Genomic DNA, 26,110 nt, shown 5'->3' on the forward strand with positions numbered 1-26,110 from the left:
GTAAATCTGAAAAAAGAATTTGTCGGGCAAAAGTCTATCACTTGTCCTTTGCTTGAAGTTTGGAATAGTTTTGTGTAGACAAATGAAACATTAAAAAACAATAGGATAACAAATGAAAACGTATCGATTACTGATGATTTTAGCCGCTCTACTATTGGGCAACATTATCTTACCGGCGCAAGAAGGGAACGATTACCTGCAAAAAATCGAAAGCAGCTTATCGCAAAGTGATTGCAAAAAAGCTCAGCTTTGGTATAAAGCCTATAAAAATGTAACAAATAAAACAGATGCCGGTATAGAGAAGCGGATAGCAGCCTGTGAGGGTAAAGTTAATATTCCGAACCCTCCCCCTCTTCATTCCTCCGAGCCTGCAATGGTCTATGTACAGGGCGGGACGTTTACCATGGGCTGCACATCCGAACAGGGCAATGATTGCTATGATAATGAAAAACCTGCGCACCGGGTCACATTAAGTGATTTTTACATTGGGAAATATGAAGTAACGCAGGCGCAGTGGCAGGCGGTCATGGGCAACAATCCATCGTCTTTTAAGGGTGATAACCTGCCGGTGGAAAATGTAAGCTGGGACGACGCTGTGAGTTTTTGCCGCGAACTGAGCCGTATGACAGGCAAGACTTACCGCCTGCCGACAGAGGCGGAATGGGAATATGCCGCCCGAGGCGGCAGCAAAAAGACAGATGCCAAATACAGCGGGAGTTATTCTCCCGACAAGGTAGCCTGGTACGGAGATAATTCAGGCAACAAGACGCATCCGGTGGGAATCAAGCAGGCTAACGAGCTGGGTATTTACGACATGAGCGGTAATGTATGGGAATGGTGCAGCGACTGGTACGGCATTTACCCTGCTTCTGCGCAGACAAATCCTGCCGGAGCTTCTGAGGGCTCTGACCGCGTGTTTCGTGGCGGTAGCTGGAGCTTCAGCGCGAGGAGTGTGCGCGTCCCGCGCCGCAGCTACAATTCGCCCGTCCTCAGGTACTACAATCTGGGCTTCCGCCTTGCCTGCAGTTCAAATCCGGAAAATGAAAAATAATAACAATTAAAAAATAAAATTATGCTTTGCAAGAAATGTAATTTTAAGAATGACGCAGACGCACGCTTTTGCGAAAACTGCGGTGTTAGTATTGAAAATGCTAGGGATACAGCTTTAGACAGTCAGGTTACTGACGTACCTCCACACCCATCTGAACCTGAAATGGTTTATGTACAGGGCGGGACGTTTTGGATGGGTTGTACACCCGAGCAAGGCAACGATTGCGATGAAAATGAAAGCCCTTTGCACAGTGTAACGTTAAGTGATTTTTATATCGGGAAATACGAAATAACGCAAAAGCAATGGCGGCTGATTATGGGAACCAATGTGAAACAGCAAAGGGATAAAGCCAATGCGAACTTGAAGATTTATGGTGAAGGAGATAATTATCCGATGTATTATGTAAGCTGGGCGGAGGTTCAGGAGTTTATACAACGGCTAAACGCGGCAACGGGTAAGGCATACCGTTTGCCGACAGAGGCGGAATGGGAGTATGCCGCCCGAGGCGGTAGCCGGAGCCGGGGATACAAGTACAGCGGTAGCGATACGGCAGGAGAAGTGGCGTGGTACAATGATAATTCAGGCGACAAGACGCACCCGGTGGGAACAAAGCAGGCTAACGAGCTGGGTATTTACGACATGAGCGGCAATGTATGGGAATGGTGCAGCGACTGGTACGGCATTTACCCTGCCTCTGCGCAGACAAATCCTGCCGGAGCTTCTGGGGGCTCTTACCGCGTGTATCGTGGCGGTAGCTGGTACAGCATCGCGAGGAGTGTGCGCGTCCCGTACCGCTACAACATTTCGCCCGGCTACAGGTACCTCAATCTGGGCTTCCGCCTTGCCTGCAGTTCAAGATAGATGTTTTGTGCCAGCAAGTATAGGCTTTTGTTAAAAAGCGACAAGGGACGAAGTCGCAAAAAGGCAAAAGCCTTTGATACCGCGAAGCGGTCGAATAATAAAAAATAATTATGCAATTTAAACTGTTTACAGTCCCGACATCGGATGATGGCGCAGCAATCGAGGAAATGAATAAATTTTTACGGTCGCACAAAATACTGGAAGTCGAACAACAACTGGTTTCTACCCGGACAGGTAGCCAATGGCATTTCTGTGTCAAATACCTGGCAAACGCACAGATAGAGAATAAACCCCAGAATGCGGTCAGAATTGATTATAAAGAGGTATTGGACGAAAAGGCATTTGCTGTTTTTTCACTTTTACGTGAAATCCGGAAAAAAATTGCAGGAGAAGACAGTTTACCTGTTTATGCCGTATTTACCAATGAAGAATTAGCCGGGATAGCTGTATTAAGTGAAATTACAGTTGAAAGTATTAAAGAAGTGAACGGTGTCGGTGATAAGAAAGCAGAACGCTTTGGTAAACGTTTAGTCGACCATTACAACCAAACTCAAACGGAAGGATGAAACGGAGGGGATATATTTTCGAACAAATTACGGATATCGATAACCTGCGCCTAGCTTTCTGCAAAGCCAAACAGGGAAAATCAGCAAAAAAAGATGTACTGCTATTTTGTGAAAATACGGATAGTAACTTATTGTCTATCAGGGATAGGCTGATGAGCGGAAACTACCGGTTCGGCATGTACCACTACTTTACAATTTACGACCCCAAACGCAGAGTTATATGCGCGGCATCTTTTGAAGAGCGGATCATCCATCACGCTATCATGAATATTTGTTCCGCCCATTTCGAAAATTATCAAATCCCCGCCAGCTATGCCTGCCGCAAAAGTAAAGGGACTTTTGCAGCCGTTAAAAAAGCAGCTTATTATCAAAAAAAATATACATGGTATCTGAAATTGGATATACGGAAATATTTTGATTCCATCGACCATGAAATATTATCCAGCAAATTGCAACGAATGTATAAAGATAAACGCCTGCTCGATACATTTTGGCGAATAATAGACAGCTATCATGTCAAAGATGGAAAGGGCGTTCCGATCGGCAACCTGACCAGCCAGTATTTTGCCAATCATTATCTTTCATTTGCCGACAAATATGCTACCGAACAGTTGCGTATCCTCGCTTATGTCCGCTACATGGACGATATGCTGCTGTGGGCTGATAATAAAACCGAATTAATGGAAAAAGGAACTTTGTTCGAACACTTTATCATTCAAAATCTGAAATTGTCATTAAAGCCTTTTGTCATGAATAAAACGGAGCACGGTTTACCCGCATTAGGGTTTATGCTATATCCCAATCAAATACGATTGAACAGGCGTAGTAAAAAACGTTTTGCAACCAAACTTACAGCTTATACAGCCCTACTGGATACCGGCAATATGTCCGAAAAACAATTTGCCCGGCGCGTTTTATCCCTCTATGGCTTTATATCCCACGCAAACAGTACAGGATTTATAAAACATATATTACAAGAATCCGGATTGGACGCTAAAGGCTCTAACCGCGTGAATCGTGGCGGTAGCTGGAACAACAACGCGAGGAATGTGCGCGTCCCGAACCGCAACAACAATTCGCCCGGCAACAGGAACAACAATCTGGGCTTCCGCCTTGCCTGCAGCACAAAACAACTTATTGATTTTGAACAAGTGTCCATATCCCTCCCTGAGAAAGGGTAAAAATAATTCATCCTTATCCGGCGAGTAGCAAATGTCCGAAAGACGGATAAGGTTTTTAGGTTTACAAAAAATATAAATAACCGACAATGAAAAAGTATAAACTATCGATAATATTGGTTGCCTTCTTAATGTGCTGTGTGATTTTACCGGCGCAGGAAAGAAATGATTACCTGCAAAGAATCGATTCCTGCACATCGCTGAACGATTGCCGGAAAGCCCGGATCTGGTACAATATATATAAGGATATCACGAATAAAACAGATGTCGGTATTGAACTACGGATAGCTGCCTGTGAAGGCACATCCCCCGAACCTGAAATGGTTTATGTGCAGGGCGGGACATTTACAATGGGCTGTACTCCGGAGCAGGGCAATGATTGTACTGGAGCAGAAAAACCTGCCCATAAGGTAACACTGGGTGATTTCTATATCGGGAAATACGAAGTAACCCAAATACAATGGGAAAAGATTATGGGAACGAACCCAAGTTATTTTAAGGGCGAAGGCGATAACTTACCCGTAGAGAAAGTAGATTGGGAACAAGTACAGGAGTTTATCCGCAGGCTGAATCAAAAGACAGGAAAAAATTACCGTTTACCAACGGAGGCGGAATGAGAATACGCAGCCCGTGGAGGTGTGCAAAGCAAGGGATACAAATATAGCGGTGGAAACCTTGCAGACGATGTAGCGTGGTACGACGGTAACAGCAATGATATAACACATCCGGCAGGTACGAAGAAAGCCAATGAGTTGGGCATTTATGATATGAGCGGCAATGTATGGGAATGGTGCAATGACATCTATGGGAATTATAAAAAAAGCGATTCGCAAACAAATCCCGAAGGAGCCTCTTCCGGTTATGACCGCGTGATCCGTGGCGGTGGCTGGCAATATAACCTAAGGGATATGCGTGTGCCGAACCGTTATGCCAACGCACCCGGTGACCGGTACGGTAATCTGGGTTTCCGTCTTGCATGCAGTGACTGAGGTATCCCTGCGTGGTGTAAATAGAAGTATCTGAAAAAATATAAGATTGCAAAATATGAGTGTGGATAGACTATTAATTGTTTCAGCCGCCTTGATTCCGGGCTGTATTGACTTTTCGGGACAGGATACTAATTTCCTGCAATAAGGTAAGGACTATTAACAATAATATGACTACATATCAACAATGTTAATTATTTGTTATACAATGTATAAAATAATTATATTTACAATTTGTAAATCGTAAATATAAAAGAAATGAAGAAACATAACGGAATGAGGCCGCAGGATGTGGTCATACTTTTGAAAATTTTAACTTTTAAGGGACGTCCGTGGACATTCTCTGAACTGGCCTCGTCTTTGCAAATCAGTGCAGGCGAAGTAAGCACTGCTATGGAGAGAAACAAGGAGGCTGGATTAGTCAATCCCGCTAAAAACAGAGTTAATAAACTTGCGCTACGTGAATTCCTGATACATGGACTAAAGTATGTTTTTCCTCCACAAGCCGGGCATTCTACACGAGGGATTGCCACTGCCCATTCAGCGCCACCTGTCAGCAACCATGTTGTGAAAGGCCGGGAAATATATGTATGGGCATATTATAAGGGAACGCGCACAGGTAATTCTATAGTTCCTCTATATGATAAGATTCCGAAATTTATAGAAAACGACGTGGAACTGTATGAATATCTGGCAATTGCGGATACATTCAGAATAGGAAAAAAACGGGAAGTGGAGGTTGCCACCATGGAACTGGATAAAAGAATGAATGATTATGGCGAATAATATAGAACTTATCCAGTGTGTAGCCGGAGGCCTTGGCTTATTGAAAGATGAGGTCGTTTTTGTCGGCGGTTCGGTTGCCGAATTATATGCACAGCAACCGGAGTTGTCGGATATAAGGCCAACGATCGATGTGGACTGTGTCGTTGAAATCAGCACATATAGCGCATATTATAAGCTGGAAGAAAAGCTGCGCCTATTGGGTTTCCATGACGACACAACTGCCGGCGCTCCCGTTTGCAGGAAAATATATAAGGGAGTCAAAGTGGATATTATGCCTGTAAATCCCGATATTCTGGGATTCAGTAACGAATGGTATGCAGACGGGATACAATATAAAATAGAAAGGGTATTACCTGATGGAACTTCTATTTTTATCTTCCCGGTAGAATATTACATTGCTACCAAATTTGAAGCATTGAACAGCAGAGGCGGGACGGATATAAGGAGTAGCCACGACTGGGAGGACATCGTATATGTAATGACCAATTGCCCGGCAATGCTGAGCAGGATTAAACAAAGCGACAATACGAAGCTTACCGAATACCTGAAAGAGCAATACCTACGCTTATTGAAAAATGCCAATATCCGCGAAATCATATATTCATCTTTACCTTATCATTCGGAAGAAGAGAGTATAGACGATGTCCTTGACCTGATTTATAAAATAGTAAATTAAAAAACGATGTCTAAAAAATAAAATAGAAATGATATTATGATAAATAAAATTTTCAGATCCGGTTTAATAATCTTTACGGTTATTGGTTTGGTTGCCTGTGGACGAAATAAGACAAATCATTCGGAAAAGGCGTTTGTTGAAACCATCTCCAATATAGAACGGGAAGGTGATTCCCAAATTAACATTGATGCCGTTTTCCAGTTGCTCGAAAACTATCCGGAAACAATGGACTTTTCTTTCGACGCTTATAAAGATTACGAAACAAATCCTGATGTACATCTGCCGGGATGGCTCTCTTTTGCCACTTCCAATGACGGCAAAGTAAGGATCTATAGCATTGAAATGAATGGCGGTGTCAGTAATCCCAACTATACCAGTTATTGCCATTTTATTCAATTCAGGCATAATGAAAAAGTGTTTCTTAAAAGTGTCATTGAATATTTTAATTCCGGTTTCTTCGTTGATGGGATTTTTTCTGTCGAAACAGAAAACCAAACATATTATCTTTTCAGATTTACATCGGGAATATTCGCACAAGGAAGCCATTATAAACAAATAATCAAAGCATATCAAACTGATAATAACGGTCATTTTAATAGTAAAAAATTATTCAAAACAAAAAAAGAAAACCTTGATGAAATAGAAATCTCGTGGGATTATGATTGTATCGAACAAGACATTCCTTCTTTGAGACATGAAGGTTGTGGAGATGAAATAATATACGACAGTAACGATAAAAAACTATTTGTTCCTTATATCATTGCCGTTGAAGGCGGTAACGCAATGACAGAGGGAAATCTTATCTATCAATGGAAAGGCGACCATTTTGAATATACCGGTATTGCTCCGGTCAAAATCCTGGAAACGGAAAAATTCCGTATACAAATAGATATAACGAACAACGGAAAGTACCGTTATACTTCGTGGTCTAAAGGAAAAAGAATGCCGGATAAACCTGATTTGATTATTGAGAATGGAATAAAAGAGTGCTGGTGTGAACCAGGGATAGAAGATTGCAATTGTAATACTACCTATGATAATGGCGAGAGCGCAGTACTCGGGGAAAGATATATTTTTGAGATGGGAAATTATATATATATGTATGAAGATGGTTGGATAAAAGGAGGCTATGTTAATGAATTATCCGTAATTAAAAACGGCTACAAAATTTTAACAGAAAGAATAGTCGAATGATAACCTGAAACCCGAACTAGGAAAAATCAGAGTTTATCAGTGGAATTAAAAATTTACCTGTGCTATTATCCGGAAGAAATGGATATAGATAATATTCCTAACCGGACTTATAAAACAGGAGATTAAAAATGATATCTAAAAAAATAAAATTACAGAAAAATGAACGTGAGCAGATTATTAATTGTTTCAGTAGCCTTGATTTTGGGCTGCTCTGCCCTTTCCGGACAGGAAACCGGTTTCCTGCAACAAGGCAGGGACTGTTACCGGCAAGGCGACTATGAATGCGCCATTAAAAATTACAAAAAATCGCAAGCCCTGGAAAACCAAAAGGTGGATGATTTGCTGGGCAATGCCGAAAGTTGCCGCGCCTTGTTGAAAAAAGGAGATGACTATTTTTTTCAATCAGACTATGCAAAGGCTAAAACGTACTATCAATTAATCCTTGAGACGAATCCGGAGGATGGCAATGCTAAGAACAGAATCACAGCCTGCGACAAAAATTTGAAACAATCAGAGGCTCCCTATGTGGAACTAAAAGGTGTCAATATCATTGTTGCAAAGAAAGATGCAAGTAACGAGAGTCTTGTTTGGGCGGACGCAAATACATTGTGTGAAAATTTAATACTTGGAGGATACACAGATTGGCGATTACCTACAAAAAATGAATTATCTACAATCTTTACTAACAAAGATATTATTGGAAGTTTTCATAATATGTACTATTGGAGTGGCACAAAATGGAGTAGCACTAGACATTCTGCTGTTGACCTAGCAGGTGGCAAAGTATTGGAAGCATATGACACACAAACTATGTATTGCCGTTGTGTACCTAGTACTATTCCACCGAGAGTATACCCGAGAGCTACAGGCTTAACAATATACAAAAATTAAATAAATAAAAACTATGTTCAACAAATTAATAAATTTCTTTGCACCGAAAGACGAAGAAATACCGAAAGAAACGCCGCAGCAAGAAGTCCCGAGAGCGGAAAGACAGGAGAAAAAGGGAAATAATCCACAAACGGCTACCGATACCGTAACATTCCGCAGTAATTTAATAGAGGCGATTGTGAACAAACTACGCCCACAAGCATTCGCGGATAAAGTGGACGGTTATTATACATTATATGTCGCAGGAACGAACGATGACCTGAATTACCAAGCCGAAATAAATAAGGCCGACTTCCTGAACGATTTACTTTTGGCATTGGAAAATGCGAATATTACGGCAGTAGCCAATGTTCCATGGACAATAAAAACCGAACTTCCGCCGGAAAACGCGGCAGGTATTTCGGAGGTGATGCCCGGCATCCGTTTGCAGTATGTAAATAAAGTAGCAGAAGCAACGCCCGCACAACCGGTTCACACCAAAGCCAGAGTGAGTATCTGGCACGGTAGGGGCTCCCTTGTACAGAATTCTTATCAGCTCGATTCCACAAAGCAAAAAACATACAACATAGGCAGAGGCGAGTTTAACGAAGAAACATTCCATGAAAATCATATCGTCATAAATGATCGGGAAAGCAATCCTGACAAAAATGAACTGAATACTTATGTGAGCCGGATGCATGCTAAAATCGTGTTTGTGGAAGGAAAAGGATTTTGCCTGCAAGTGTTGCCCGGCGGCAGTAAATTAGCTTCCAATGGCAGGACACGGATTATACACGGCGAAGATTCGAGTGTCGAAGCACAAAACCTAAATGTCCGGTACCAGTTGTTTAACGGGGACATCATAGAATTGGGGCGTAAGGTTTTGCTGAAATTTGAAACGGCAGACGATAATATGACGGAAAACAGAATCCGGCCCAATAAAGGTTTTGAAGAAGAAGACTTGTTTTAACACCGATAAAGATTATGAATGAATTAGGACAAAAAATAAAACAGGCGTTCCCGGATGTCGCAATCCTGAAAAACCAAGACAACTACAGTGTTTTCAACGGGCGAAATTTGCCTTCCTTTGTGAAAGATTTCCTTATCCGCAAGCATATCGATGGCGAAGGGATTTTGGACAGGAATGCCATCGTCTCATTTCTCGACAAGCATATTCCCGATGACAATAATATGGTAAAAAGCCGCCTGTTAAGCCAGGAAATCGTACAGCTTTTAACCCGCTTTATTATTTCAACCGACATCAAAGAAGGAAAAGTCCGATTGGCTATACCGGATGCGGGAATTAAACTTACCGAGGCATTTATTCCCGAATGGTTAATAAGCAAGCATAAAGACGACCTGATAGACGGTGAAAAATGGGGTGTTATCAAACTGAAATACAATCCGCCTTACGGACGGGAAAAAGGGTGTATCGAATTGACGGAATACAAGCCGTTCCGCCCCTATAAGGTCGATCTGAAATATTTTACAGATTGCCGCAAACAGTTTTCGACAGAAGAGTGGGTAGACGTCCTGCTCTCTGCAATGGAGTATAATCCTCAGGGATTTGATAATATGACTCAAAAACTGGAGTTTATATCCCGCCTGCTTCCTTTCGTAGAGCCGCGTTTGAATATGATTGAACTGGCGCCTAAGGGAACAGGGAAATCGTATGTTTTTGGCAATTTGAGTAAATACGGGTGGCTGGTAAGCGGCGGAAAAGTGTCGCGGGCCAAATTGTTTTATGACAAGGCACGGCAACAACCCGGAATAATGAAAAATTATGACCTGATTACTTTCGATGAAATACAAACCATTGTTTTTCAAGATCCATCCGAAATGCAAGCTATCCTTAAATCTTATCTGGAGGCAGGCAAGGCAACGGTGGATAACTACGCGTTCCTTTCCGAATGCAGTATGATGCTGATGGGAAACCTGCCTTTAACAAGCGACAACCAGCCCACCGACAACCGGTATTTTACGGCTTTACCTGAAAATTTCCGCGAATCCGCTTTGTTAGACCGTTTCCATGGATTCATAGAAGGGTGGAAACTGCCTCGTATGGAACAGGGTATGATATTGAAAGGCTGGACTTTGAACGTTGAATATTTTTCGGAAATCCTCCATGCACTCCGTACTGCTCCCGAATATTCATATCTCATTAATGAAGTAATATATTCCGAAGAAAAGAGCGACCTGCGCGACCTAAAAGCTGTAAAAAGGATTGTCACGGCATACTCCAAATTACTGTTTCCCCATATTACAAGCGTCGAAGATCTGGATAAAGAGGAATTCAACACCTATTGCCTTGAACCTGCCATCCGCCGTAGGGGAATCATAAAAGAGCAGTGCCATAAGATAGACGACGAGTTTAAAGAACATATGCCCGACATCCGGATTACAAATTATGGAACAATAAATAACAATTAAACCATATAATCATGTCACAATTATTTTTAAGCGAATATGAAATTTTAAGCAGCAGCACCTCCCACGAGGGCGCATTCGCTACTGTCTATAAAGTGCGCCACAAGCAGTTGGGTTACATCCGCGCTATCCGTGTATTGCGCGAAACCATCGTAAACGAGAGTGACCTGAAATACCAGAAGTTCCTTGCCGAATGCCGTCTGCTGTTGCGCCTGGGCAACGGCGGGCACCCCAACATCGTGCGTATCGCCCAACCGCGCCTGTTGCAGGGGCACGCCCTGGTGGAGATGGAATATGTACACGGCAAAGACCTGAATGACTATATCATTGAAAAGAGCCGTTTTATCCCCATAGACGAGGTACTCCGCTTTGTGCGAGAAATAAGCAGCGCGTTGGCCTACTGCCATGAAAGGATCTACGAGTTCTGCATGGACAGGGAGGAAGACAACTTGCGCGACGATCCCGAGGACGGCAGCAAGGTATTGCTCGACGCCTCCGCCAAACAACGCCTGACAGACAAATACAAGGTAATACATAACGATATCCACTCCAAGAATATCATCCGGAAATACGACGGGAGTTTTATCCTGCTTGACTTCGGCCTGTCCATCCAAAACGGCACAGTGGTAAAAAGCAGCACCCGCAAGGGAGGTGCAGCCGAGTATAAGGCGCCTGAGAAATGGGAGAACGAAGGCCTTATCACCGAGCAGACCGACATGTACAGTTTCGGGGTATTGATGTACGAGATGCTGGCGGGACAGGTTCCCTTCCCGTACAATACGGATGTCCCTTCCACCAAGGCCGAATACGACCTGATGCAGCAGCATGGGCAGGAGCGGCCCCCTGCGATAGAGTCTTTGCGCCGTTCTGCATTTGAGGAAGCGAATCCGGGCAAAAAGTATGAAAAGGATTATCCTGTCTGGCTGGAAGCAATGATCATGAAATGTCTTGAAAAGAAGCCAGGAAACCGTTACAGGAATGCACAAGTATTTTTTGACGAGGTTGAAAGGCAGCTTGCCGGCAGTAAGGGGTGGGCAGATAATGAATTGGCAGGGAAATTGCAGGCTGAAAATACACGCCTTGTCCAAACCGTCAATCAGTTGACGCAAACTACGGCTCAGTTACAGCAAGGAAATAATGATAAGGAAAACGAAATAAAACAATTAAAATCCAGAATCCAGGAACTGCAAAAAAGCAAAGCAACGCCAGAAAATGAAACAAAGCCGGTGCCAAAATCGCAAGAGGCTATTCCTCAGAAAGAAAGCCAGCGCATTATATCAGGTAAAGCTTGTCTGGTTTGTGGTAAAAACATCAATGAAAAAGCACATTTCTGCAAATGGTGCGGAGCACGGAGTGAAAACAGGAACAATTAAAAAATAAGGTATGATTTGTAAAGAATGTAATCTTGAAAATGACAAGGACGCACGCTTTTGTGAGAACTGCGGAACGGGTTTGCAGGTGAAAGGTCAATCAGGGCTTGAAAAAATGATATGGAGCTGTATTGTGCTGCTGTACGTGTTTGTTGTAGGCGTATTTGTTACAAATAAATACCAACATGCATTTTTCGATGAGTTGTGTACTACCGCTGAACGCGCTGATCAAATGCAGAGAGAAACAGGTATTTATGGTAGTGATACTGACGCACGCTTAGCATATGGATATGAAGCAAGTCAAGACAAATACCATAGAGCATATGAAACATTTGATTTAACAAAAATGTTATTGGGTATTCTTATTATATGTGTTTTTATTATGCTTATCGTGTTGCTCGTTATGAAAAAAATCAAACTGTCATTTGGCATAACAGCCATTTTATTGTGTATTTATGCTGTAATCCCTGTATTACTTTATGATGCACGTAAAGAACTAGGATTAATTGTTGTGTTCGTTACCGCCATAGTTACAATACTTATTTATAAATATTCATTTGCAGAAAATAAAAAACTGTTATGATTTGCAGGAAATGTAATTTTAAGAATGACGCAGACGCATGCTTTTGTGAAAACTGTGGAGCGGATTTGCAGGAAATTCGAATCGAAAAGCCGCGTAACAAATGGAATTTGTCGCTAATAATTAATGGGGTATTTTGTTTTATTATAGTAGTTTTTACCGTAATAATAAGCATAAACGAAGGTAGTAGCAATCATGCAGAATACCCAACGTTTGAAGCAGTAGATAGCATTTCATATGAAAATGAAGCGGCAAAAGACAGTGTGGCTTTGAGTAAAGTGATACAAGACAGTATGGTATCCTCTCAAGTAAAAACAGAAGCGGCATCGAAAAAAACGATTTCTGAAAATACAGAAAGTTACTATAATGTAATTACAGAATTTGCATACATATATGATTATTACGGAAATTCCGAAACAGATGCTTATTTTGATAAAATTCCTGCGGGGTCTTATTATCCATATGGAACAACCCTTTTGATTGAATATGAATTTAAAGGATTTGGAAAAATTACTTATCGTGATGAAAAAGGTAATAATGTAAGAGGTTTTATTTTAATGAGTGATTTAAAAAGAAATTAAAATATGTTTTGTAAGAATTGTAGTTTTAAAAATGACAAGGACGCACGCTTTTGTGAAAATTGCGGCGCAGGTATTGAAAAAAGTCCCATTGAAACTAATAAAGCGCTCAAACGATTAATAAAATGTTATTTGATACTGTTTTATGTTTTAACACTATTTGCCCTGTATTTTGCTATAGCAAGTGTATCCGAGCCGAAAGCCAAGGAGGAATATAGTGCTTCCGTAACACAGCATGATGAATCTTATAATAATAGTCTTAAAATATATGAAAACGAGAACAGTTCGCTTGCTGATATAAGCAACTCTCTTTCTACTATTTCAATTTTCGGATTCCTATTTATAATTGTAGCTGTCATCGTTTTATATAAATTGAAAATAGTTCATTTACCATTAGCTATTAATTCCATATTGATTAGTCTGTATGCTTTTATCGTTTTAGTTCCTATCATGAACAATGTCGAAATAAGTTCTCTGATTATATGTGCTTGCATTACATTGCTCTCCGCCATTTTCACTGCGCTTATCTTTAAGTATGTTCCGAATAATGTAGGTGTGGATAGGCCGTCTCCTACAGATAGTGACTGGAAGAAATCCAATCGAAAATTGGGTGAGTCACTGATGAAAAAAATGCATAACAGTAAAAAATAAGATATGATTTGTAAAAAATGTAATTTCGAAAATGATGTAGACGCATGCTTTTGCGAGAATTGCGGTGCAAGCATTGAAATAGAAACTCCCAAACCTAAAAGAACAGTTTTTATTTCTATTATTTTGGTTTTAACCGTAATAATTACTGTGCTTGCATGGAATTTATTGAAAATAGGACTTAACGGAGAATATCTTGAGAGTAACACACTAGGGACAGTTAGTGATTCAACTGTCGCTACCCCTCCTCACCCCTCCGAGCCTGCAATGGTCTATGTACAGGGCGGTACGTTTACCATGGGCTGCACATCCGAACAGGGCAATGATTGCTATGATAATGAAAAACCTGCGCACCGGGTCACATTAAGTGATTTTTACATTGGGAAATATGAAGTAACGCAGGCGCAGTGGCAGGCGGTCATGGGCAACAATCCATCGTCTTTTAAGGGTGATAACCTGCCGGTGGAAAATGTAAGCTGGGACGACGCTGTGAGTTTTTGCCGCGAACTGAGCCGTATGACAGGCAAGACTTACCGCCTGCCGACAGAGGCGGAATGGGAATATGCCGCCCGAGGCGGCAGCAAAAAGACAGATGCCAAATACAGCGGGAGTTATTCTCCCGACAAGGTAGCCTGGTACGGAGATAATTCAGGCAACAAGACGCATCCGGTGGGAACAAAGCAGGCTAACGAGCTGGGTATTTACGACATGAGCGGCAATGTATGGGAATGGTGCAGCGACTGGTACGGCAGCTATCCTGCTTCTGCGCAGACAAATCCTGCCGGAGCTTCTGAGGGCTCTGACCGCGTGGCTCGTGGTGGTAGTTGGGGCGACTTCGCGGAGGGTGTACGCGTCCCGAGCCGCGGCGACGGTTCGCCCGACAACCGGAACAACTTTGTGGGCTTCCGGCTTGCCTGCAGTTCAAGATAGTTAAATAAAAATATAGGTATCGTATTAGCGGTTGGATTAAAGAATAAAATATGTTTTGTAAGAATTGTAATTTCGAAAATGACACAGACGCACGCTTTTGCGAAAACTGCGGTGTCGGTATAGAAAATGTCAAACCCAAGTATAATCCGCTTTTTATTGTTTTGGCAATCGTATTTGCTATCATTGCCCTCGGTTTATGTGTTTATATCTCCACACTACGGCATGATTCAACACTAGCAGAACCCCGGGAAGCAACAGAAAAGACAATAGAGGAATTAAGGAAACTGGTTTTTCAGTGGAATGATGCCCATTTATCAAAAGATACAGGTTTATTTTCAGATTTATTTAATGGTATTGTCCTGTTTTACGGTACACAATTGGATAAAAATATATGTATAGAGAAAAAAATATCGCTTTTCTCTAAAATCCCGGATTTCAAACAGGCAATATTTGGCAATATAGATGTGGAGAAAATAAGCGATGCAGAATACAGGTGTAATTTTATGAAACGTGTTACAGCAGATAATAACGTTACTGATTATCCATCATATTTGGTATTCAGGGAAATAAACGGTGACTGGAAAATTGTAACCGAAAGCGACTTAATAACGGATAAAAACCTTGCAAAGCAAAGAAAAAAATAAGTAAGTGAATGAAAAAAAATGAAATCGTTAAACTTCTAATCATTATATTATGTTACAAAAATTGAAAGAAAAAATTGAAAAAATCGCAAGCGGTTTTATACCCAAAGACGATGCAACGGGTGTAAATAAGCCGGGGGAACTTTCCCGCCAACAATTAGTGAACCAAATATTGGAACACTTCCAACTGAGCTTTGCGGAAGAAACCACGGACGAAAGTATGCTTTATCCCACTTCGTTTAATATTGTGCTGCATCCCGATGATTATGCCAAACGCCAACAGGGTTTTGCGCAAACATCGAAAGATTCTGCATCCAAATTCCATAAGTTTTTAAAGGGAAAACTGGCCCAATATGCCGATCATATTCCACACGCCACTTATTGGAGTTTCCAGTTTTCGTCCTGTGGAGCCGGTGATAATGTAGAGGCAGGCAATGGTTCGTTCTCCGTAGTAGAGGCAGGTGAGGCAATAATAATGTCTTCACTTTATTCCATCGATTTTTCAGCGGCTAATATGGCATCCGGTACTAACATTAAAACAACCCGCAAACCCCAAGGTTCACTAACTACGGAATCATACAATATGAATAAGGATGCGTTATTAGGAATGGACATCCTGAATAAGGATAAATTCAGGATAAATTTCGATAAGGAGTTTGGTGCAGCCAAGGAACCTGTAAGCATAACCGGCTCTGATATGGAAGCCAATGCCTATGCCGTACTGAAATTCAAAGAAGGATCAGTTTCCAAATCCTACTTTATGATCGACCAGCAAATTGAAATATCGGGAAAGAAAGATACCCGTGGCGGAACAAAATTCCTTAAACTCGATAGTGACGATATGATAAACAGCCATGTGATTATAAAATTTGAAAAGAACGTGTTTCAGATTGCCGCCTTTGGAAATACCAAACTCAATTCGCGGACACTTAAACTCAGTCAGGGAGCAGATATAACATGGTATGATTTGGCAAAATCATCCTCAATACTTATAAATGATCATATTATTATTGATTTTAAAGCGAAATAAATTATGTTGAAATTTTTATTGATCATAGCAATTCTGGCGCTAGTCGTCTTTTTATTTAAACAACACCGCAATAATTATCCTAATTAAAAAATATATAAAATGGGACATACTATTTCTTTTTGGGGTAAAACCGATATGGGTAAAATCCGCACTAACAACGAGGATGCTTATATTGTCCAAAAAATTTGGGACGAAAATCATATCCTTGCCGTCGCTATCGATGGTGTAGGAGGCTACGACGGTGGAGAAGTGGCTGCCGAAATTGCTCAAAAAACCATAGTAGAGTATCTTCAGGAATACCCCAACGGCGAACGGCTCGAATTACTTAAACAGGCTGTTATCGAGGCTAACAACAAGATTTTTGAAGAGCGAACCGTTCAAACGCAGTTTGCCAATATGAGTTGTGTACTTACGGCATGTCTGGTAGAGGTAGCCCGCAAACAAATCAACATGGTACATGTGGGAGATACGCGATTGTACCAGTATTGGCATAATAAATTGGAAAAACTCTCCCATGACCATTCGCTTGTGGGCTATCGCGAAGAAGTAGGCGACCTGAGCGAAGACGAGGCCATGAACCACCCGCAACGCAATGTTATCAACAGGGATATAGGTTCCGGTCGTCACGAAACTAATGATGAAGATTTTCTCGATTCTGCCGTTTTCCCTTTACAGCCAAACAGTACACTTCTGCTTTGTTCGGATGGCTTGTGCGATATGGTTAAATCTTCGGAAATGGTATCTGTGCTGGCAGACACACGCACTCTCGACGATAAAGTACAACAACTGATTGAGTTAGCCAACCAAAAGGGAGGGAAAGACAATATTACAGCAGTTCTTGTGGAGTATCAAAGCGATGAACAGGAACCTGTCGGTATAGAAAACGAAAATGTACAACCTAATATCCGTGTAGAAACAATAGATGAATCCAAATCAAAAACCGGAAAAATGAAAAAACTCACCATCGCATCCGTTATGTTTATAGTCTTAGCGATTGCTTTTACCGGCGGCTGGTTTAGCAAGTCGTATTATGACAAGTCCAAATCTATGCAATTCCAACCGAAAACATCAGTTAATAATCCGACAAATGAAATACCTACAGATACTATAGAGGTTCGAAAAGACACGGTTATCAGCATTCCTGTCGACATATGTAAAATGAATAATAAACAGTTGTTTATCAAGGTACTTAATGAGCCTAAATAGGAGATGGAATATTGAAAATGAATCATTCAAAAACAAAAATATATGGCAATAATTGATTTAGTCAGATGGTCGCCGCAGGGAAATAAAACGATTTATGCATGGCGTTTCCCCGAGACCAATTTAAGTACCTACACGCAACTCATTGTGCAGGAATCGCAGGAGGCGGTATTATTCTCAAAAGGACAGATTGTTGGCAAGTTTGGCCCTGGGAAACATACATTAAACACTGAAAACCTGCCTGTTTTACGCAACCTATTCGGAATTCCTTTCGGCGGAAAAAATCCTTTTACGGCAGAAGTGTGGTTTGTCAATAAAACCACACCGTATAACATTGATTGGGAAACCAGTAGTATGTCAATGCATGATCCGGACTATAATACGCAACTTCCGCTTGTCTCAAAAGGACGTTACGGTTTGAAAATTACCGCTGCCGAGAAATTCCTGGTCAAAATCGTCGGAACAAAATCCGAATTTACACAGGACGATTTGACCGATCAGTTCCTGGGCGAATTTTCTACGAAAACAAAATCCACCATTCTGCAATTTATGCTTAAACACAGGATCGGTTTTAAGTCCATTTCCGCCTACTTAGACCAACTTTCCGAATTTTTGAAGGGTACAATGGCTGCATTTTGGGAAAATATAGGCCTGGATCTGACACAATTCTATATCACAAGCATTGATATCGATACTTTGACTGAAAGCGGCAGGCGAGTAGCAGATGCAATCGCACAGCAAAGTTCGATGTCGATTACAGGACATACCTGGCAACAGGAACAGATGTTTAATACAGCCAATAATGCAGTGGATAATTTTGGCAACGGTAACGGTAGCCTTATCGGCGGTTTAATGGCAATGAATATGATGGGAGGAATGGGAGGCGGAGGTAGTGCCGGTGCCGGAATGATGCAGCCGCAGTATAACCAGCCTGCTTTTGGCGGAAATAATCAGGATTTTCAAGGACAACCAATTCAAAAGGAACAACAGGTAAAAATGGTTTTCTGTTCAAATTGTGCTAAAAAGTTTCCAAACACAGCCCGGTTTTGTCCGCACTGCGGCGACTCCTACGATCCTTGCCCTAAGTGTGGAACGGACAATGCACGAAACGCAAAGCGCTGTGTCAGTTGCGGAACACCGTTAACAGGCAGTGGCGAAGGCGGGAATGTCTGCCCCAGTTGCAATGCGCCGATGCAAACGGGAGCAACTTTCTGTGGAAACTGTGGTAAACAGGTTTCTTCGGGTGATAATTGCAGCCGTTGCGGAACAGCATTGGCACCAGGCGTAAAGTTCTGTCCGAAATGCGGGAATAAGAGATAATTAAGAATTCGAATTAAAAAATCACAAATACCATGACTATAAAAAATATCCTTTCGTGGTTATTATTGCTTTTTGGTGAAGGAATCATTATAACGGCGTTTATCCTTTTTAAAGGCGAACCCCCAACAGATATTCTTATTTTGAATATTACAACCGGCTCACTCGTTTACGGGCTGTTTACTTTTAATTACCGTACACCTTGGATCAATCTGAAGGACAAATCGCAAAAACAGGTTGGAGCTTTGGGGATAAATTGGCTTATAACCTGGTCTTATGCCATTTTTGCAGCCGGATTGATTGTAATCGGCTATTTTGTACCTGAACTCACTTTTACCATTCAACTGTTTATCCACCTTGCGTTCTTATTTTTCCTGTTTTTGTGGCTCTTGCTTTCCCGTCACTCTGTCGACAAAGTAGCAGAAGTTTATATGCAGGAAACGCAAAACTATAACGAAATTAACGAAATGAAATCTGCGATGAGGCGCTTGAAAGACAAAATGAATGATTTGCCGGAATTACCCGGAAGCTTTACAAACCGCATTAATTCGCTCGAAGAAGGGTTACGCTTTATTTCTCCTGCAAATAACGAGGAAGCGTACAATTTAGAACGTTCTTTTACGAATATTGTGAGCGATATTTCTTCTGCAATTCATAATTATTCAATGAATGAGGCGGAAATAGAAAACAATCTCAAAAACCTTGAAAGAATTTATCAAAACAGAAAAAATACATATTCAAATTAAATCAAATAAACAATGACAGGTAAAATTTTCCCCGAATCGGGTAATATCTATCAAGACCAAGCGAAGATATTATTCAATTATTATAGCCGAGCGGCTGAAAAGATCGTAACCGAAGAGGAACGGTTAGAACACGAAATTGTGGTTTTGGAAGAAGAAAAGGTAATTTTGAAAGAACAGATTTCCGGTTTGTGGGTATGGTTCCTGACCATTATACTGTTCTTTATTTATTTCATAAAAAAGAACGGTCTGGAAAAAGAAATTGCAGAAAAAGACAGCCGTATTGCCGAATTTGAAAAGCAACACGCTGAAATTTTCCGCGATTACAAAATGAGTAAGCTTGGCGTGGCATATGTTCCCGTTGCCGACCAAATCAAGTATGAAGATAAAAGCTTTATTGTAGATTATACCGGCAAGGTTGATGAATCGGAAGTTACACTGCAACTCTCGCGTCAAAACGATTTGCTGATAGAGACTATTGCCGATCTGGAAAACCTCTCCTCCGAAGCGCCGATCGTTGAAACCTCCAATGAAACAGAAACGATTGAAACAGACGATTATTCCACTTCTATCCAGGAAATCAACCAGCACGATTATTTTGGAAAGCTGGAACGCTCGCTACGTACAATTTCTTACTGTATGGATGACCTTGACACTACTTCGGTATCGCTTCCGCTGGTTGCCGGGAAAAGTGAGTATTTACAGTTCCTGGATGAATTTGCGACTACGGAACTGCCTGTAAATGCTCCGGTTATCAATGTATTCGATAAAGGAAAATATACAGGAAGTATCAATAAATTTCAGGAACTCAATAAATTAAAAGATTCTTTATCGAATAAAACACAGCAGTTTGAAGATGTATTGAAAGGCTTAATGATTACGATGGCAAACTCCGTGCAGGCGATTTCCGCATTGAAAGTTGCTTCTACAGACAAGATTGTTTTCGAATCGAACAAAGTACTATATCAAATCCTCAAATCTCCATATAATCATTACTCGCCTATACTTGAACACGAAGAAATCGAACGTATCCGGAATGAGAAGTTTGATTATAGTGAATCAGTCCAGGGTTACGAGCCGTTCCAGCTTAAACTGAGTTCGCGGGTTCGCTACAACCTGCTTTCGGGTATGTGGACGGCAGAAGACGGCAGCACAATCAACCTGCCTTTTGGCGTACACCAGATTTATGAAGAAATCGTTGCGCCCGTAGTACAAAACCTGATGAATGAAAACCGCATTGAACGCCTGAAAATCTATAACCATATCAAAGACCAGAAAATTAATTATCTCAACAAGTGGCATCAGGATACCGATGCGTTCTATCGTGCCAACCGTGCCGAAAGCGCTGATATTATTAATTTGATGCAGGCAAGTTTACGTGAGTATGTTGCCGCTTACAATACTTTGATATCGTTACAGCGTACCGAAGACAGTATGGTACAGTCGAACGGTTCGCTTGATTCTACTGTTGTCGATGTAGTTGACAATACAACCGAAACGCTTGCCGCTTTCGAATTGCAATCTAATGAATTTAAAAATACGCAGGCAAATTTCGAGGAATATATGGAGCGCCTCAAAGAAGATATTGATCAAAAAGCTGAGAAATTTGGCCATATCGAATACTTCGACGCCAAACTGCGGGATGGACATTCGAACGAAGTTGCCGTCGCCACAAGCGAAATCCACGATTTAGATGCCCGCCGCAAACCGCTTGCTCTTGTAAATCCGTTGTTTGCAAAAACGTCCGAACTACCGCCTTCTCCAAATATTGAAGATATTACTTTTGAGCATATTTCTTTGAATCTGCCAGTTATTGCTAAAAATGTGTTGGAAAACCTGAAAGATGACAATTTGCAGACGGAAAACGAAATTTCACAATCTGAATTTGACACAACAGGAAGCGCAACGGATTTTGAAAAGGATACTTCTGATGAAAATTCTGAAATTCAGGAAAATAATAGTGTGGAAACGGGACAGGAAGGACAAGGAAGATATCAGTATTCCGCAGAAGAATTATATGGTTTCCCCGACGATGTATTACAGCAAATAATGGATGAAATGGGCATGGAATACAATGCTGAAGATTTTGAGCGCGAGAAAGCAATTATTGATATCCTTGAATCCCAAGGCGAATTTAATAACGAATAAGGAGGGACAACTATGGCTTCATATATCGATTGTGTAGTAGACACCAACCCGATGGCACAGGAAATAAGCACTGTGTCCAATCACATTAAAGGAACTACAACTGCTGTTGTAGCAATGCAAACTGCCGTTGTGTTAGCAGAGCAAAAGGCTGCCGACCATGTTTGCGATAATGTAAACAAAGGCTTTTATACTTTGATCCGTTCTCAGATTTCGCAGAAAATAGCCAAACTGCAAAGCGAAGTAGACTCACATTTAATGCATCTCAATCAGCAGCGTAAACAACTTTTGTCTGTCAAAAGCAGGATGGAGCACGATTATAACATGATTTCGGGCCGTTACCTGAAACTTTTCAACGGGCTTAACCAAAACCTGAAACAGCGGGTCTTGGAACTCGACAGACCTATGATTGACTTTGCCGTAAAAGAAGTGGAAAAAGTATCGAACAGAACCAAATACCTGGCAGCAACCGTCCCTGTTTCGCAGTTGGAGTCATTAGCGGCAAGCCAGAAAATTATTGCCTCGAATGTAAAATTCCGGGGTTTGAAGCTTATCAATTCAATGAGCAACTTCCTTGCCGATATGTCGGAACAGAAGAAATTGACTGACCGTATTTTGGTGGAAAAAGTAAACGCGGTTGAAAATTCCATATTGTTCATTCCTGTTCTTATCAGCGAATGTAATTTTGATAAGTACGGCAACGAAGATATCGATGTTGCGGTTAATAATGTTCAATTAAGCCAGCAGGCGCAGGCGGTTGTAAAAAATGCCGTTAATCATCATATTGAAAACCTGCAATGGCAGCCAGTAAAAGAAATAGACAAAGAAGTAAGAAGCGAATTCAGCAAATTGCTTTCATCAGCCAATACTTCGCAGCGTGTTAAAGAGATGGCTAACAAACTGTTTATGGCAAATAGTTTTCAAACAATAAAAACGGACAGTTATGAGTTATAGACGCAGTTTTAATAAAACAATTTCCGTGCATTATTCCGGTTCTGTCAGCTACCCTGCTTCCCAGCACGGCGGGAGTGTGTCGTATAGCGGAACTGCCCACGAGAATGTTACAGTGAATATCGATGTCGAAACCACTCCTTTTGATCGCAGCATCGATAACTGCAATAGTAATGTTAGTTTGCTCACTGGTGCAGTTGTTGCCACAGAAGCAGCGCAAATCGCATCAATCGACAATAATGCAAAAAAAATAGGACAAACCATAATTGATGGCTTTTTTAAGACTATCCGTTCCGAAATCAGCCAGCAAATAATGGAATTAACCACAAAACTTGATGCAACCTTAATGCATCTGCACGAATTGGCAAAACGCTGTGTGGGAAAGCAAAAACAGATGGAAACCGACTATAATCGTATTACAAGCCGCTATCTGAACATTTTTGAAGATCTGAACAACGAACTAGAAAACCGGATTTTCGAGTTGGATAAGCCCGCCTTTGTTTTCAAACGCGAAAGTGACAATCACACTAACCGTGCTTTGGGCAGCGATTTAGCCAGCACCGTCTCTGTTTTTGGGAAAGAAGGTTCTGAGTTACAGGCAAGAATCAGCGCTTCCATTGCCAAGAAACGCGCATTGGATACTATCGGCAAGGCAAATATATTTTTGCTGAAACAAAAAAAACTGGATGAAACAATTAACCAAAGCATGTTGAATGAAACTGTTACCGCTGTCCTGTACCTGCCGGTTTGCTTTATCGAGACGCAAAGCGAAGAAAGCCAAATTGACAGAAGACTGTTCCAATCCGGTTCCCTATCCAAAATGCAGGAAAACGAATTAATGGCTGATTTTCAGGCACAGCATTGGAGTATTATTTCCGGTGAAAGTAAAGCCCAGATCGGGCGTTATTTCAATGCCGAACTTAACCGTCATTTCAGTTCAGCCGATACACACAGCAATCGTGTAAAAGAAAATATTGCAAGTATGTTGAATTTCAATCATATTAAAAGTATATAATTAAAAAAATCAAATAAAATGAAAGAATTAAAAGAACTTCGTTTTAACGAAAGCAATATACAATTGAAGGATAATTTAGTGCGAAGTTCAATCCTGCCCGAAAAAGTTGCTGAACTCAATCGCACCATCACAGTACAAGGCAACACGGTTATAGAAGGGCCTGTATATGCCCACAAACTTGAAATTCAAAATGGTGACCTTGAAATCCAGGGAACTGTTTTCACACAGTTGGAACTTTATGTCAATAGCGAAGCAAAAGGCAATGTGGCATTTAAGAAGAGCGTTGGGTCGGCAAATTCCGTTGTTTCACGTGCAGCGAACTGCAATATCATGTTCTATTCCGATATTAATGCAAAAACTGTTACGCTATACAACGCATTTGTGGCGGGTACTATTTACGCCGATGAAATTATCTTAGAAAATTGTATAGTAATCGGCGGTGTTTTCGCAACACAGCAAATTGACCTGACAAATTGTATTGTTGGTACTTTCAATACGCCATCTGTAAGAATCGCACAAATGGTAAGTTTATTGTTACCAAGCGCGTTTTCGATTGAAAAAATACTTGCAACCGCCGAAGCAAAACTATTCAATTTGAGTTTGGCTGATTTAGGTGCATTATATAAAGGGCTACCGCAAGCCGGCAATTCCGGCAAGATTGAAATGAATATCGAGACCGATGAGGTGAAAACGACACTTGCCAATGAAAAAATCCAGAAAACGCTACGCAGTTATACAGTTGTTGGTAAAGTATTGGCAGCCGATCTACTGGACATGGACAAGTTCCAAAATCATTTCCTGCTCACAGCGGCAAGCCTGGGTTCGCAGCTACTCAAAACTTACGATATGGGTATTGACAAAAATGGTAAACCCGCTACGTTGACTTCCGAAAAAATCCGCGATTTCTTCTTTGATATTCTCAAAGGAAAGATAGAAATTCAGAACATTGACGGTAAGTTCGATATTTCGCAAATTACAGGAAAATTGTAGAAAAGTGAAATATTCTGTTCGATGGAAATTATCAGGCAACTTTTATTGAAGTTCTAGCCGGTGAAGTTAAGACTAACAGTACGGCTAATGACGGAAAAATAAGAGCCATATTGTTTCCAGGGTAGAATCTGATTATATGGGTTTATATATGTATTCAGGGTGGGTGGAACGGTAACACTGCCAAATACAATGAGCCAACGATATATAGTAAGTATTCGGCGAACCCTGCCAAGTACAATCAAAAAAAAATATATGGAAGCAGATTCCGTAACATACACTATACAAGGCATAGAGCTAGCTTCGGCGTTCAACTGAAAATAAACACGGTTGTATCAAGATTTAATCATAACGAAAGACTGACAGATTTTATTAACGAAATAAAACCTTTTCGCTGGAAAATCTTACAAGCCACAAGAATAGAAGGTCAAAATGATGCCGGTTTTAATGAAGTTGCCGTTACTTTTCCTGATTTTGAGTACTTTTGCAGCCGTAACAAAGCAGGTATTTTGCCTGAAATAGAGGTCATTATGGAAAATAACGAATTGATAAAAGGGTCTTACATTATGGTTGATTGTTTAGGCAGATTTTTTGACAACAGTAAAAATTGCCACAGTTACTCCGATAAAATTCTGGAAACTGGAGTTGAAAATGCTTTGAATCAAATAAATGTTGATTCTCAAAAGTTTATTGCACGAAACGGAAATTATTCAACAATAAGAGAAAACATTTTATGCACATTCTAAAAATCATTCACGGCTACCCGCCCAACTACAACGCAGGCTCGGAAGTTTACTGCCAATCCGTCTGTAATGAACTCTCTAAACGACACAAAGTTTCCGTTTTCACAAGGGAAGAAAACCTGTATGCCCCTGATTTTTCCATTCGCCACGAAAAACAAAGCGACAATTTAGATTTGTACATTGTCAATAATCCGCAAGGTAAAGACGACTACCGACACAAGCAAATGGACAATAATTTCGCCGATTTGCTAAAACAACTCAAACCTGACATTGCTTATATCGGACACCTCAACCACCTTTCAATAGGGCTAATTGACGAATTGAATAAACAAGTTTTTATGTTGCACGATTATTGGCTGATGTGTCCGCGTGGCACAGTACATGACAAAAAATAGAAAGTCCCTCTATATTGCCCTTACAGGGCGCGATTTGAGAGGAAGGACTCATTCTACCCAAGGCGTTGCCATTGGGCTAAAGTATGCAGCCCCTTCGGGGTGTCCTGAGAAAAAACAGGTTGAAAGCCTGATATACAACAGCCCGGGGTATCGCCCCGGGTATGGATAATCCTCTGCAAACGGCGCCCTGTAAGGGCAACATACAAAAATTGTCATGTACTAAGCCGCGTGGTCAGTTT

The 26,110-nt window shown here is 41.1% G+C and carries 26 protein-coding genes and 1 pseudogene; all 27 read left to right on the forward strand.

All coding sequences use genetic code 11. The features are described 5' to 3' along the window. The first annotated feature begins 112 nt into the window (after nucleotides 1–112). The 27 genes and pseudogenes from ACYQ3L_RS08710 to ACYQ3L_RS08840 all read left to right on the forward strand — a co-directional run bounded on the left by ACYQ3L_RS08710 (nucleotide 113) and on the right by ACYQ3L_RS08840 (nucleotide 25,871). The gene (locus tag ACYQ3L_RS08710) at nucleotides 113–1,051 is read left to right on the forward strand and encodes a formylglycine-generating enzyme family protein (protein ID WP_459952391.1); all 939 of its coding nucleotides are present in this window, start codon (nucleotides 113–115) and stop codon (nucleotides 1,049–1,051) included. 21 nt (nucleotides 1,052–1,072) lie between these two features. Then, nucleotides 1,073–1,912, forward strand: coding sequence for an SUMF1/EgtB/PvdO family nonheme iron enzyme (locus ACYQ3L_RS08715; RefSeq protein WP_379998538.1), 840 nt, complete (start codon nucleotides 1,073–1,075; stop codon nucleotides 1,910–1,912). Nucleotides 1,913–2,022: 110 nt separating this feature from the next. Further along, nucleotides 2,023–2,478: an HRDC domain-containing protein gene (locus ACYQ3L_RS08720; RefSeq protein WP_379998536.1), complete on the forward strand. Its 456-nt coding sequence runs from the start codon at nucleotides 2,023–2,025 to the stop codon at nucleotides 2,476–2,478. Continuing rightward, the gene (locus ACYQ3L_RS08725) at nucleotides 2,475–3,659 is read left to right on the forward strand and encodes an RNA-directed DNA polymerase (protein ID WP_379998534.1); all 1,185 of its coding nucleotides are present in this window, start codon (nucleotides 2,475–2,477) and stop codon (nucleotides 3,657–3,659) included. The genes ACYQ3L_RS08720 and ACYQ3L_RS08725 overlap by 4 nt, the downstream gene beginning before the upstream one ends. A 128-nt stretch (nucleotides 3,660–3,787) precedes the next feature. Beyond that, nucleotides 3,788–4,645: pseudogene (locus ACYQ3L_RS08730) on the forward strand (formylglycine-generating enzyme family protein). A gap of 255 nt (nucleotides 4,646–4,900) precedes the next feature. Next, nucleotides 4,901–5,428, forward strand: coding sequence for a hypothetical protein (locus ACYQ3L_RS08735; RefSeq protein ID WP_379998532.1), 528 nt, complete (start codon nucleotides 4,901–4,903; stop codon nucleotides 5,426–5,428). Further along, nucleotides 5,418–6,104: a hypothetical protein gene (locus ACYQ3L_RS08740; RefSeq protein ID WP_379998530.1), complete on the forward strand. Its 687-nt coding sequence runs from the start codon at nucleotides 5,418–5,420 to the stop codon at nucleotides 6,102–6,104. Before ACYQ3L_RS08735 ends, ACYQ3L_RS08740 begins: the two co-directional genes overlap by 11 nt. A gap of 36 nt (nucleotides 6,105–6,140) precedes the next feature. After that, the gene (locus tag ACYQ3L_RS08745; RefSeq protein WP_379998528.1) at nucleotides 6,141–7,298 is read left to right on the forward strand and encodes a hypothetical protein; all 1,158 of its coding nucleotides are present in this window, start codon (nucleotides 6,141–6,143) and stop codon (nucleotides 7,296–7,298) included. Between the two features lie 159 nt (nucleotides 7,299–7,457). Beyond that, nucleotides 7,458–8,189, forward strand: coding sequence for an Lcl domain-containing protein (locus tag ACYQ3L_RS08750; RefSeq protein WP_379998526.1), 732 nt, complete (start codon nucleotides 7,458–7,460; stop codon nucleotides 8,187–8,189). A 13-nt stretch (nucleotides 8,190–8,202) separates the two neighbouring features. Further along, nucleotides 8,203–9,138, forward strand: a complete 936-nt coding sequence (locus ACYQ3L_RS08755; RefSeq protein WP_379998524.1) for an FHA domain-containing protein — start codon at nucleotides 8,203–8,205, stop codon at nucleotides 9,136–9,138. A gap of 14 nt (nucleotides 9,139–9,152) precedes the next feature. Then, on the forward strand, nucleotides 9,153–10,598 hold the full coding sequence (gene brxL, locus ACYQ3L_RS08760) for a BREX system Lon protease-like protein BrxL (protein ID WP_379998522.1): 1,446 nt from the start codon (nucleotides 9,153–9,155) through the stop codon (nucleotides 10,596–10,598). Nucleotides 10,599–10,609: 11 nt separating this feature from the next. Beyond that, a complete protein-coding gene (locus ACYQ3L_RS08765) occupies nucleotides 10,610–11,968 on the forward strand; it encodes a protein kinase domain-containing protein (protein ID WP_459952392.1) in 1,359 nt (452 codons plus the stop codon). Nucleotides 11,969–11,978: 10 nt separating this feature from the next. Then, on the forward strand, nucleotides 11,979–12,548 hold the full coding sequence (locus ACYQ3L_RS08770) for a zinc-ribbon domain-containing protein (protein ID WP_380002006.1): 570 nt from the start codon (nucleotides 11,979–11,981) through the stop codon (nucleotides 12,546–12,548). After that, nucleotides 12,545–13,126, forward strand: coding sequence for a hypothetical protein (locus tag ACYQ3L_RS08775; RefSeq protein WP_380002004.1), 582 nt, complete (start codon nucleotides 12,545–12,547; stop codon nucleotides 13,124–13,126). The genes ACYQ3L_RS08770 and ACYQ3L_RS08775 overlap by 4 nt, the downstream gene beginning before the upstream one ends. 3 nt (nucleotides 13,127–13,129) lie before the next feature. Continuing rightward, nucleotides 13,130–13,774: a zinc ribbon domain-containing protein gene (locus ACYQ3L_RS08780; RefSeq protein ID WP_380002002.1), complete on the forward strand. Its 645-nt coding sequence runs from the start codon at nucleotides 13,130–13,132 to the stop codon at nucleotides 13,772–13,774. Between the two features lie 3 nt (nucleotides 13,775–13,777). Continuing rightward, the gene (locus ACYQ3L_RS08785; RefSeq protein ID WP_380002000.1) at nucleotides 13,778–14,701 is read left to right on the forward strand and encodes an SUMF1/EgtB/PvdO family nonheme iron enzyme; all 924 of its coding nucleotides are present in this window, start codon (nucleotides 13,778–13,780) and stop codon (nucleotides 14,699–14,701) included. A 161-nt stretch (nucleotides 14,702–14,862) separates the two neighbouring features. After that, nucleotides 14,863–15,345 carry a hypothetical protein gene (locus ACYQ3L_RS08790; RefSeq protein ID WP_380001998.1) on the forward strand — a complete coding sequence of 161 codons (483 nt, stop codon included), beginning with the start codon at nucleotides 14,863–14,865 and terminating at the stop codon, nucleotides 15,343–15,345. Nucleotides 15,346–15,394: 49 nt separating this feature from the next. Further along, nucleotides 15,395–16,372 (forward strand): hypothetical protein, encoded by a 978-nt coding sequence (locus tag ACYQ3L_RS08795; RefSeq protein ID WP_380001996.1) that lies wholly within the window; start codon nucleotides 15,395–15,397, stop codon nucleotides 16,370–16,372. 99 nt (nucleotides 16,373–16,471) lie between these two features. Continuing rightward, a complete protein-coding gene (locus ACYQ3L_RS08800) occupies nucleotides 16,472–17,578 on the forward strand; it encodes a PP2C family protein-serine/threonine phosphatase (RefSeq protein WP_380001994.1) in 1,107 nt (368 codons plus the stop codon). A gap of 42 nt (nucleotides 17,579–17,620) precedes the next feature. Continuing rightward, the gene (locus tag ACYQ3L_RS08805) at nucleotides 17,621–18,895 is read left to right on the forward strand and encodes an SPFH domain-containing protein (protein WP_459952382.1); all 1,275 of its coding nucleotides are present in this window, start codon (nucleotides 17,621–17,623) and stop codon (nucleotides 18,893–18,895) included. A 32-nt stretch (nucleotides 18,896–18,927) separates the two neighbouring features. Next, the gene (locus ACYQ3L_RS08810; protein WP_380002196.1) at nucleotides 18,928–19,638 is read left to right on the forward strand and encodes a hypothetical protein; all 711 of its coding nucleotides are present in this window, start codon (nucleotides 18,928–18,930) and stop codon (nucleotides 19,636–19,638) included. Nucleotides 19,639–19,650: 12 nt separating this feature from the next. Further along, entirely contained in the window at nucleotides 19,651–21,783 is a 2,133-nt protein-coding gene (locus tag ACYQ3L_RS08815) for a hypothetical protein (RefSeq protein ID WP_380002194.1), read from the forward strand. Nucleotides 21,784–21,795: 12 nt separating this feature from the next. Further along, nucleotides 21,796–22,734, forward strand: coding sequence for a hypothetical protein (locus tag ACYQ3L_RS08820; RefSeq protein ID WP_459952393.1), 939 nt, complete (start codon nucleotides 21,796–21,798; stop codon nucleotides 22,732–22,734). Continuing rightward, complete coding sequence (locus ACYQ3L_RS08825) at nucleotides 22,724–23,746, forward strand: hypothetical protein (protein WP_459952379.1); 1,023 nt, start codon at nucleotides 22,724–22,726, stop codon at nucleotides 23,744–23,746. The genes ACYQ3L_RS08820 and ACYQ3L_RS08825 overlap by 11 nt, the downstream gene beginning before the upstream one ends. Nucleotides 23,747–23,764: 18 nt before the next feature. After that, on the forward strand, nucleotides 23,765–24,736 hold the full coding sequence (locus ACYQ3L_RS08830) for a hypothetical protein (protein WP_380002173.1): 972 nt from the start codon (nucleotides 23,765–23,767) through the stop codon (nucleotides 24,734–24,736). Between the two features lie 527 nt (nucleotides 24,737–25,263). Continuing rightward, on the forward strand, nucleotides 25,264–25,479 hold the full coding sequence (locus tag ACYQ3L_RS08835) for a hypothetical protein (protein WP_459952394.1): 216 nt from the start codon (nucleotides 25,264–25,266) through the stop codon (nucleotides 25,477–25,479). Then, nucleotides 25,467–25,871, forward strand: coding sequence for a glycosyltransferase family protein (locus tag ACYQ3L_RS08840; protein WP_379994128.1), 405 nt, complete (start codon nucleotides 25,467–25,469; stop codon nucleotides 25,869–25,871). The genes ACYQ3L_RS08835 and ACYQ3L_RS08840 overlap by 13 nt, the downstream gene beginning before the upstream one ends. The last annotated feature ends 239 nt before the right edge of the window (nucleotides 25,872–26,110 follow it).

This window comes from Dysgonomonas termitidis, assembly GCF_054657735.1.

Excerpts from the sequence above, each read along its gene's own strand:
- ACYQ3L_RS08835 (WP_459952394.1), top strand. The coding sequence starts at position 25,264 with ATGGAAAATAACGAATTGATAAAAGGGTCTTACATTATGGTTGATTGT.
- ACYQ3L_RS08775 (WP_380002004.1), top strand. The coding sequence starts at position 12,545 with ATGATTTGCAGGAAATGTAATTTTAAGAATGACGCAGACGCATGCTTT.
- ACYQ3L_RS08725 (WP_379998534.1), top strand. The coding sequence starts at position 2,475 with ATGAAACGGAGGGGATATATTTTCGAACAAATTACGGATATCGATAAC.
- ACYQ3L_RS08745 (WP_379998528.1), top strand. The coding sequence starts at position 6,141 with ATGATAAATAAAATTTTCAGATCCGGTTTAATAATCTTTACGGTTATT.
- ACYQ3L_RS08780 (WP_380002002.1), top strand. The coding sequence starts at position 13,130 with ATGTTTTGTAAGAATTGTAGTTTTAAAAATGACAAGGACGCACGCTTT.
- ACYQ3L_RS08710 (WP_459952391.1), top strand. The coding sequence starts at position 113 with ATGAAAACGTATCGATTACTGATGATTTTAGCCGCTCTACTATTGGGC.
- ACYQ3L_RS08825 (WP_459952379.1), top strand. The coding sequence starts at position 22,724 with ATGAGTTATAGACGCAGTTTTAATAAAACAATTTCCGTGCATTATTCC.
- ACYQ3L_RS08735 (WP_379998532.1), top strand. The coding sequence starts at position 4,901 with ATGAAGAAACATAACGGAATGAGGCCGCAGGATGTGGTCATACTTTTG.
- ACYQ3L_RS08805 (WP_459952382.1), top strand. The coding sequence starts at position 17,621 with ATGGCAATAATTGATTTAGTCAGATGGTCGCCGCAGGGAAATAAAACG.
- ACYQ3L_RS08750 (WP_379998526.1), top strand. The coding sequence starts at position 7,458 with ATGAACGTGAGCAGATTATTAATTGTTTCAGTAGCCTTGATTTTGGGC.
- ACYQ3L_RS08740 (WP_379998530.1), top strand. The coding sequence starts at position 5,418 with ATGGCGAATAATATAGAACTTATCCAGTGTGTAGCCGGAGGCCTTGGC.
- ACYQ3L_RS08785 (WP_380002000.1), top strand. The coding sequence starts at position 13,778 with ATGATTTGTAAAAAATGTAATTTCGAAAATGATGTAGACGCATGCTTT.
- ACYQ3L_RS08830 (WP_380002173.1), top strand. The coding sequence starts at position 23,765 with ATGAAAGAATTAAAAGAACTTCGTTTTAACGAAAGCAATATACAATTG.
- ACYQ3L_RS08815 (WP_380002194.1), top strand. The coding sequence starts at position 19,651 with ATGACAGGTAAAATTTTCCCCGAATCGGGTAATATCTATCAAGACCAA.
- ACYQ3L_RS08765 (WP_459952392.1), top strand. The coding sequence starts at position 10,610 with ATGTCACAATTATTTTTAAGCGAATATGAAATTTTAAGCAGCAGCACC.
- ACYQ3L_RS08755 (WP_379998524.1), top strand. The coding sequence starts at position 8,203 with ATGTTCAACAAATTAATAAATTTCTTTGCACCGAAAGACGAAGAAATA.
- ACYQ3L_RS08770 (WP_380002006.1), top strand. The coding sequence starts at position 11,979 with ATGATTTGTAAAGAATGTAATCTTGAAAATGACAAGGACGCACGCTTT.
- ACYQ3L_RS08810 (WP_380002196.1), top strand. The coding sequence starts at position 18,928 with ATGACTATAAAAAATATCCTTTCGTGGTTATTATTGCTTTTTGGTGAA.
- ACYQ3L_RS08820 (WP_459952393.1), top strand. The coding sequence starts at position 21,796 with ATGGCTTCATATATCGATTGTGTAGTAGACACCAACCCGATGGCACAG.
- ACYQ3L_RS08720 (WP_379998536.1), top strand. The coding sequence starts at position 2,023 with ATGCAATTTAAACTGTTTACAGTCCCGACATCGGATGATGGCGCAGCA.
- ACYQ3L_RS08800 (WP_380001994.1), top strand. The coding sequence starts at position 16,472 with ATGGGACATACTATTTCTTTTTGGGGTAAAACCGATATGGGTAAAATC.
- ACYQ3L_RS08715 (WP_379998538.1), top strand. The coding sequence starts at position 1,073 with ATGCTTTGCAAGAAATGTAATTTTAAGAATGACGCAGACGCACGCTTT.
- ACYQ3L_RS08795 (WP_380001996.1), top strand. The coding sequence starts at position 15,395 with ATGTTACAAAAATTGAAAGAAAAAATTGAAAAAATCGCAAGCGGTTTT.
- brxL (WP_379998522.1), top strand. The coding sequence starts at position 9,153 with ATGAATGAATTAGGACAAAAAATAAAACAGGCGTTCCCGGATGTCGCA.
- ACYQ3L_RS08840 (WP_379994128.1), top strand. The coding sequence starts at position 25,467 with ATGCACATTCTAAAAATCATTCACGGCTACCCGCCCAACTACAACGCA.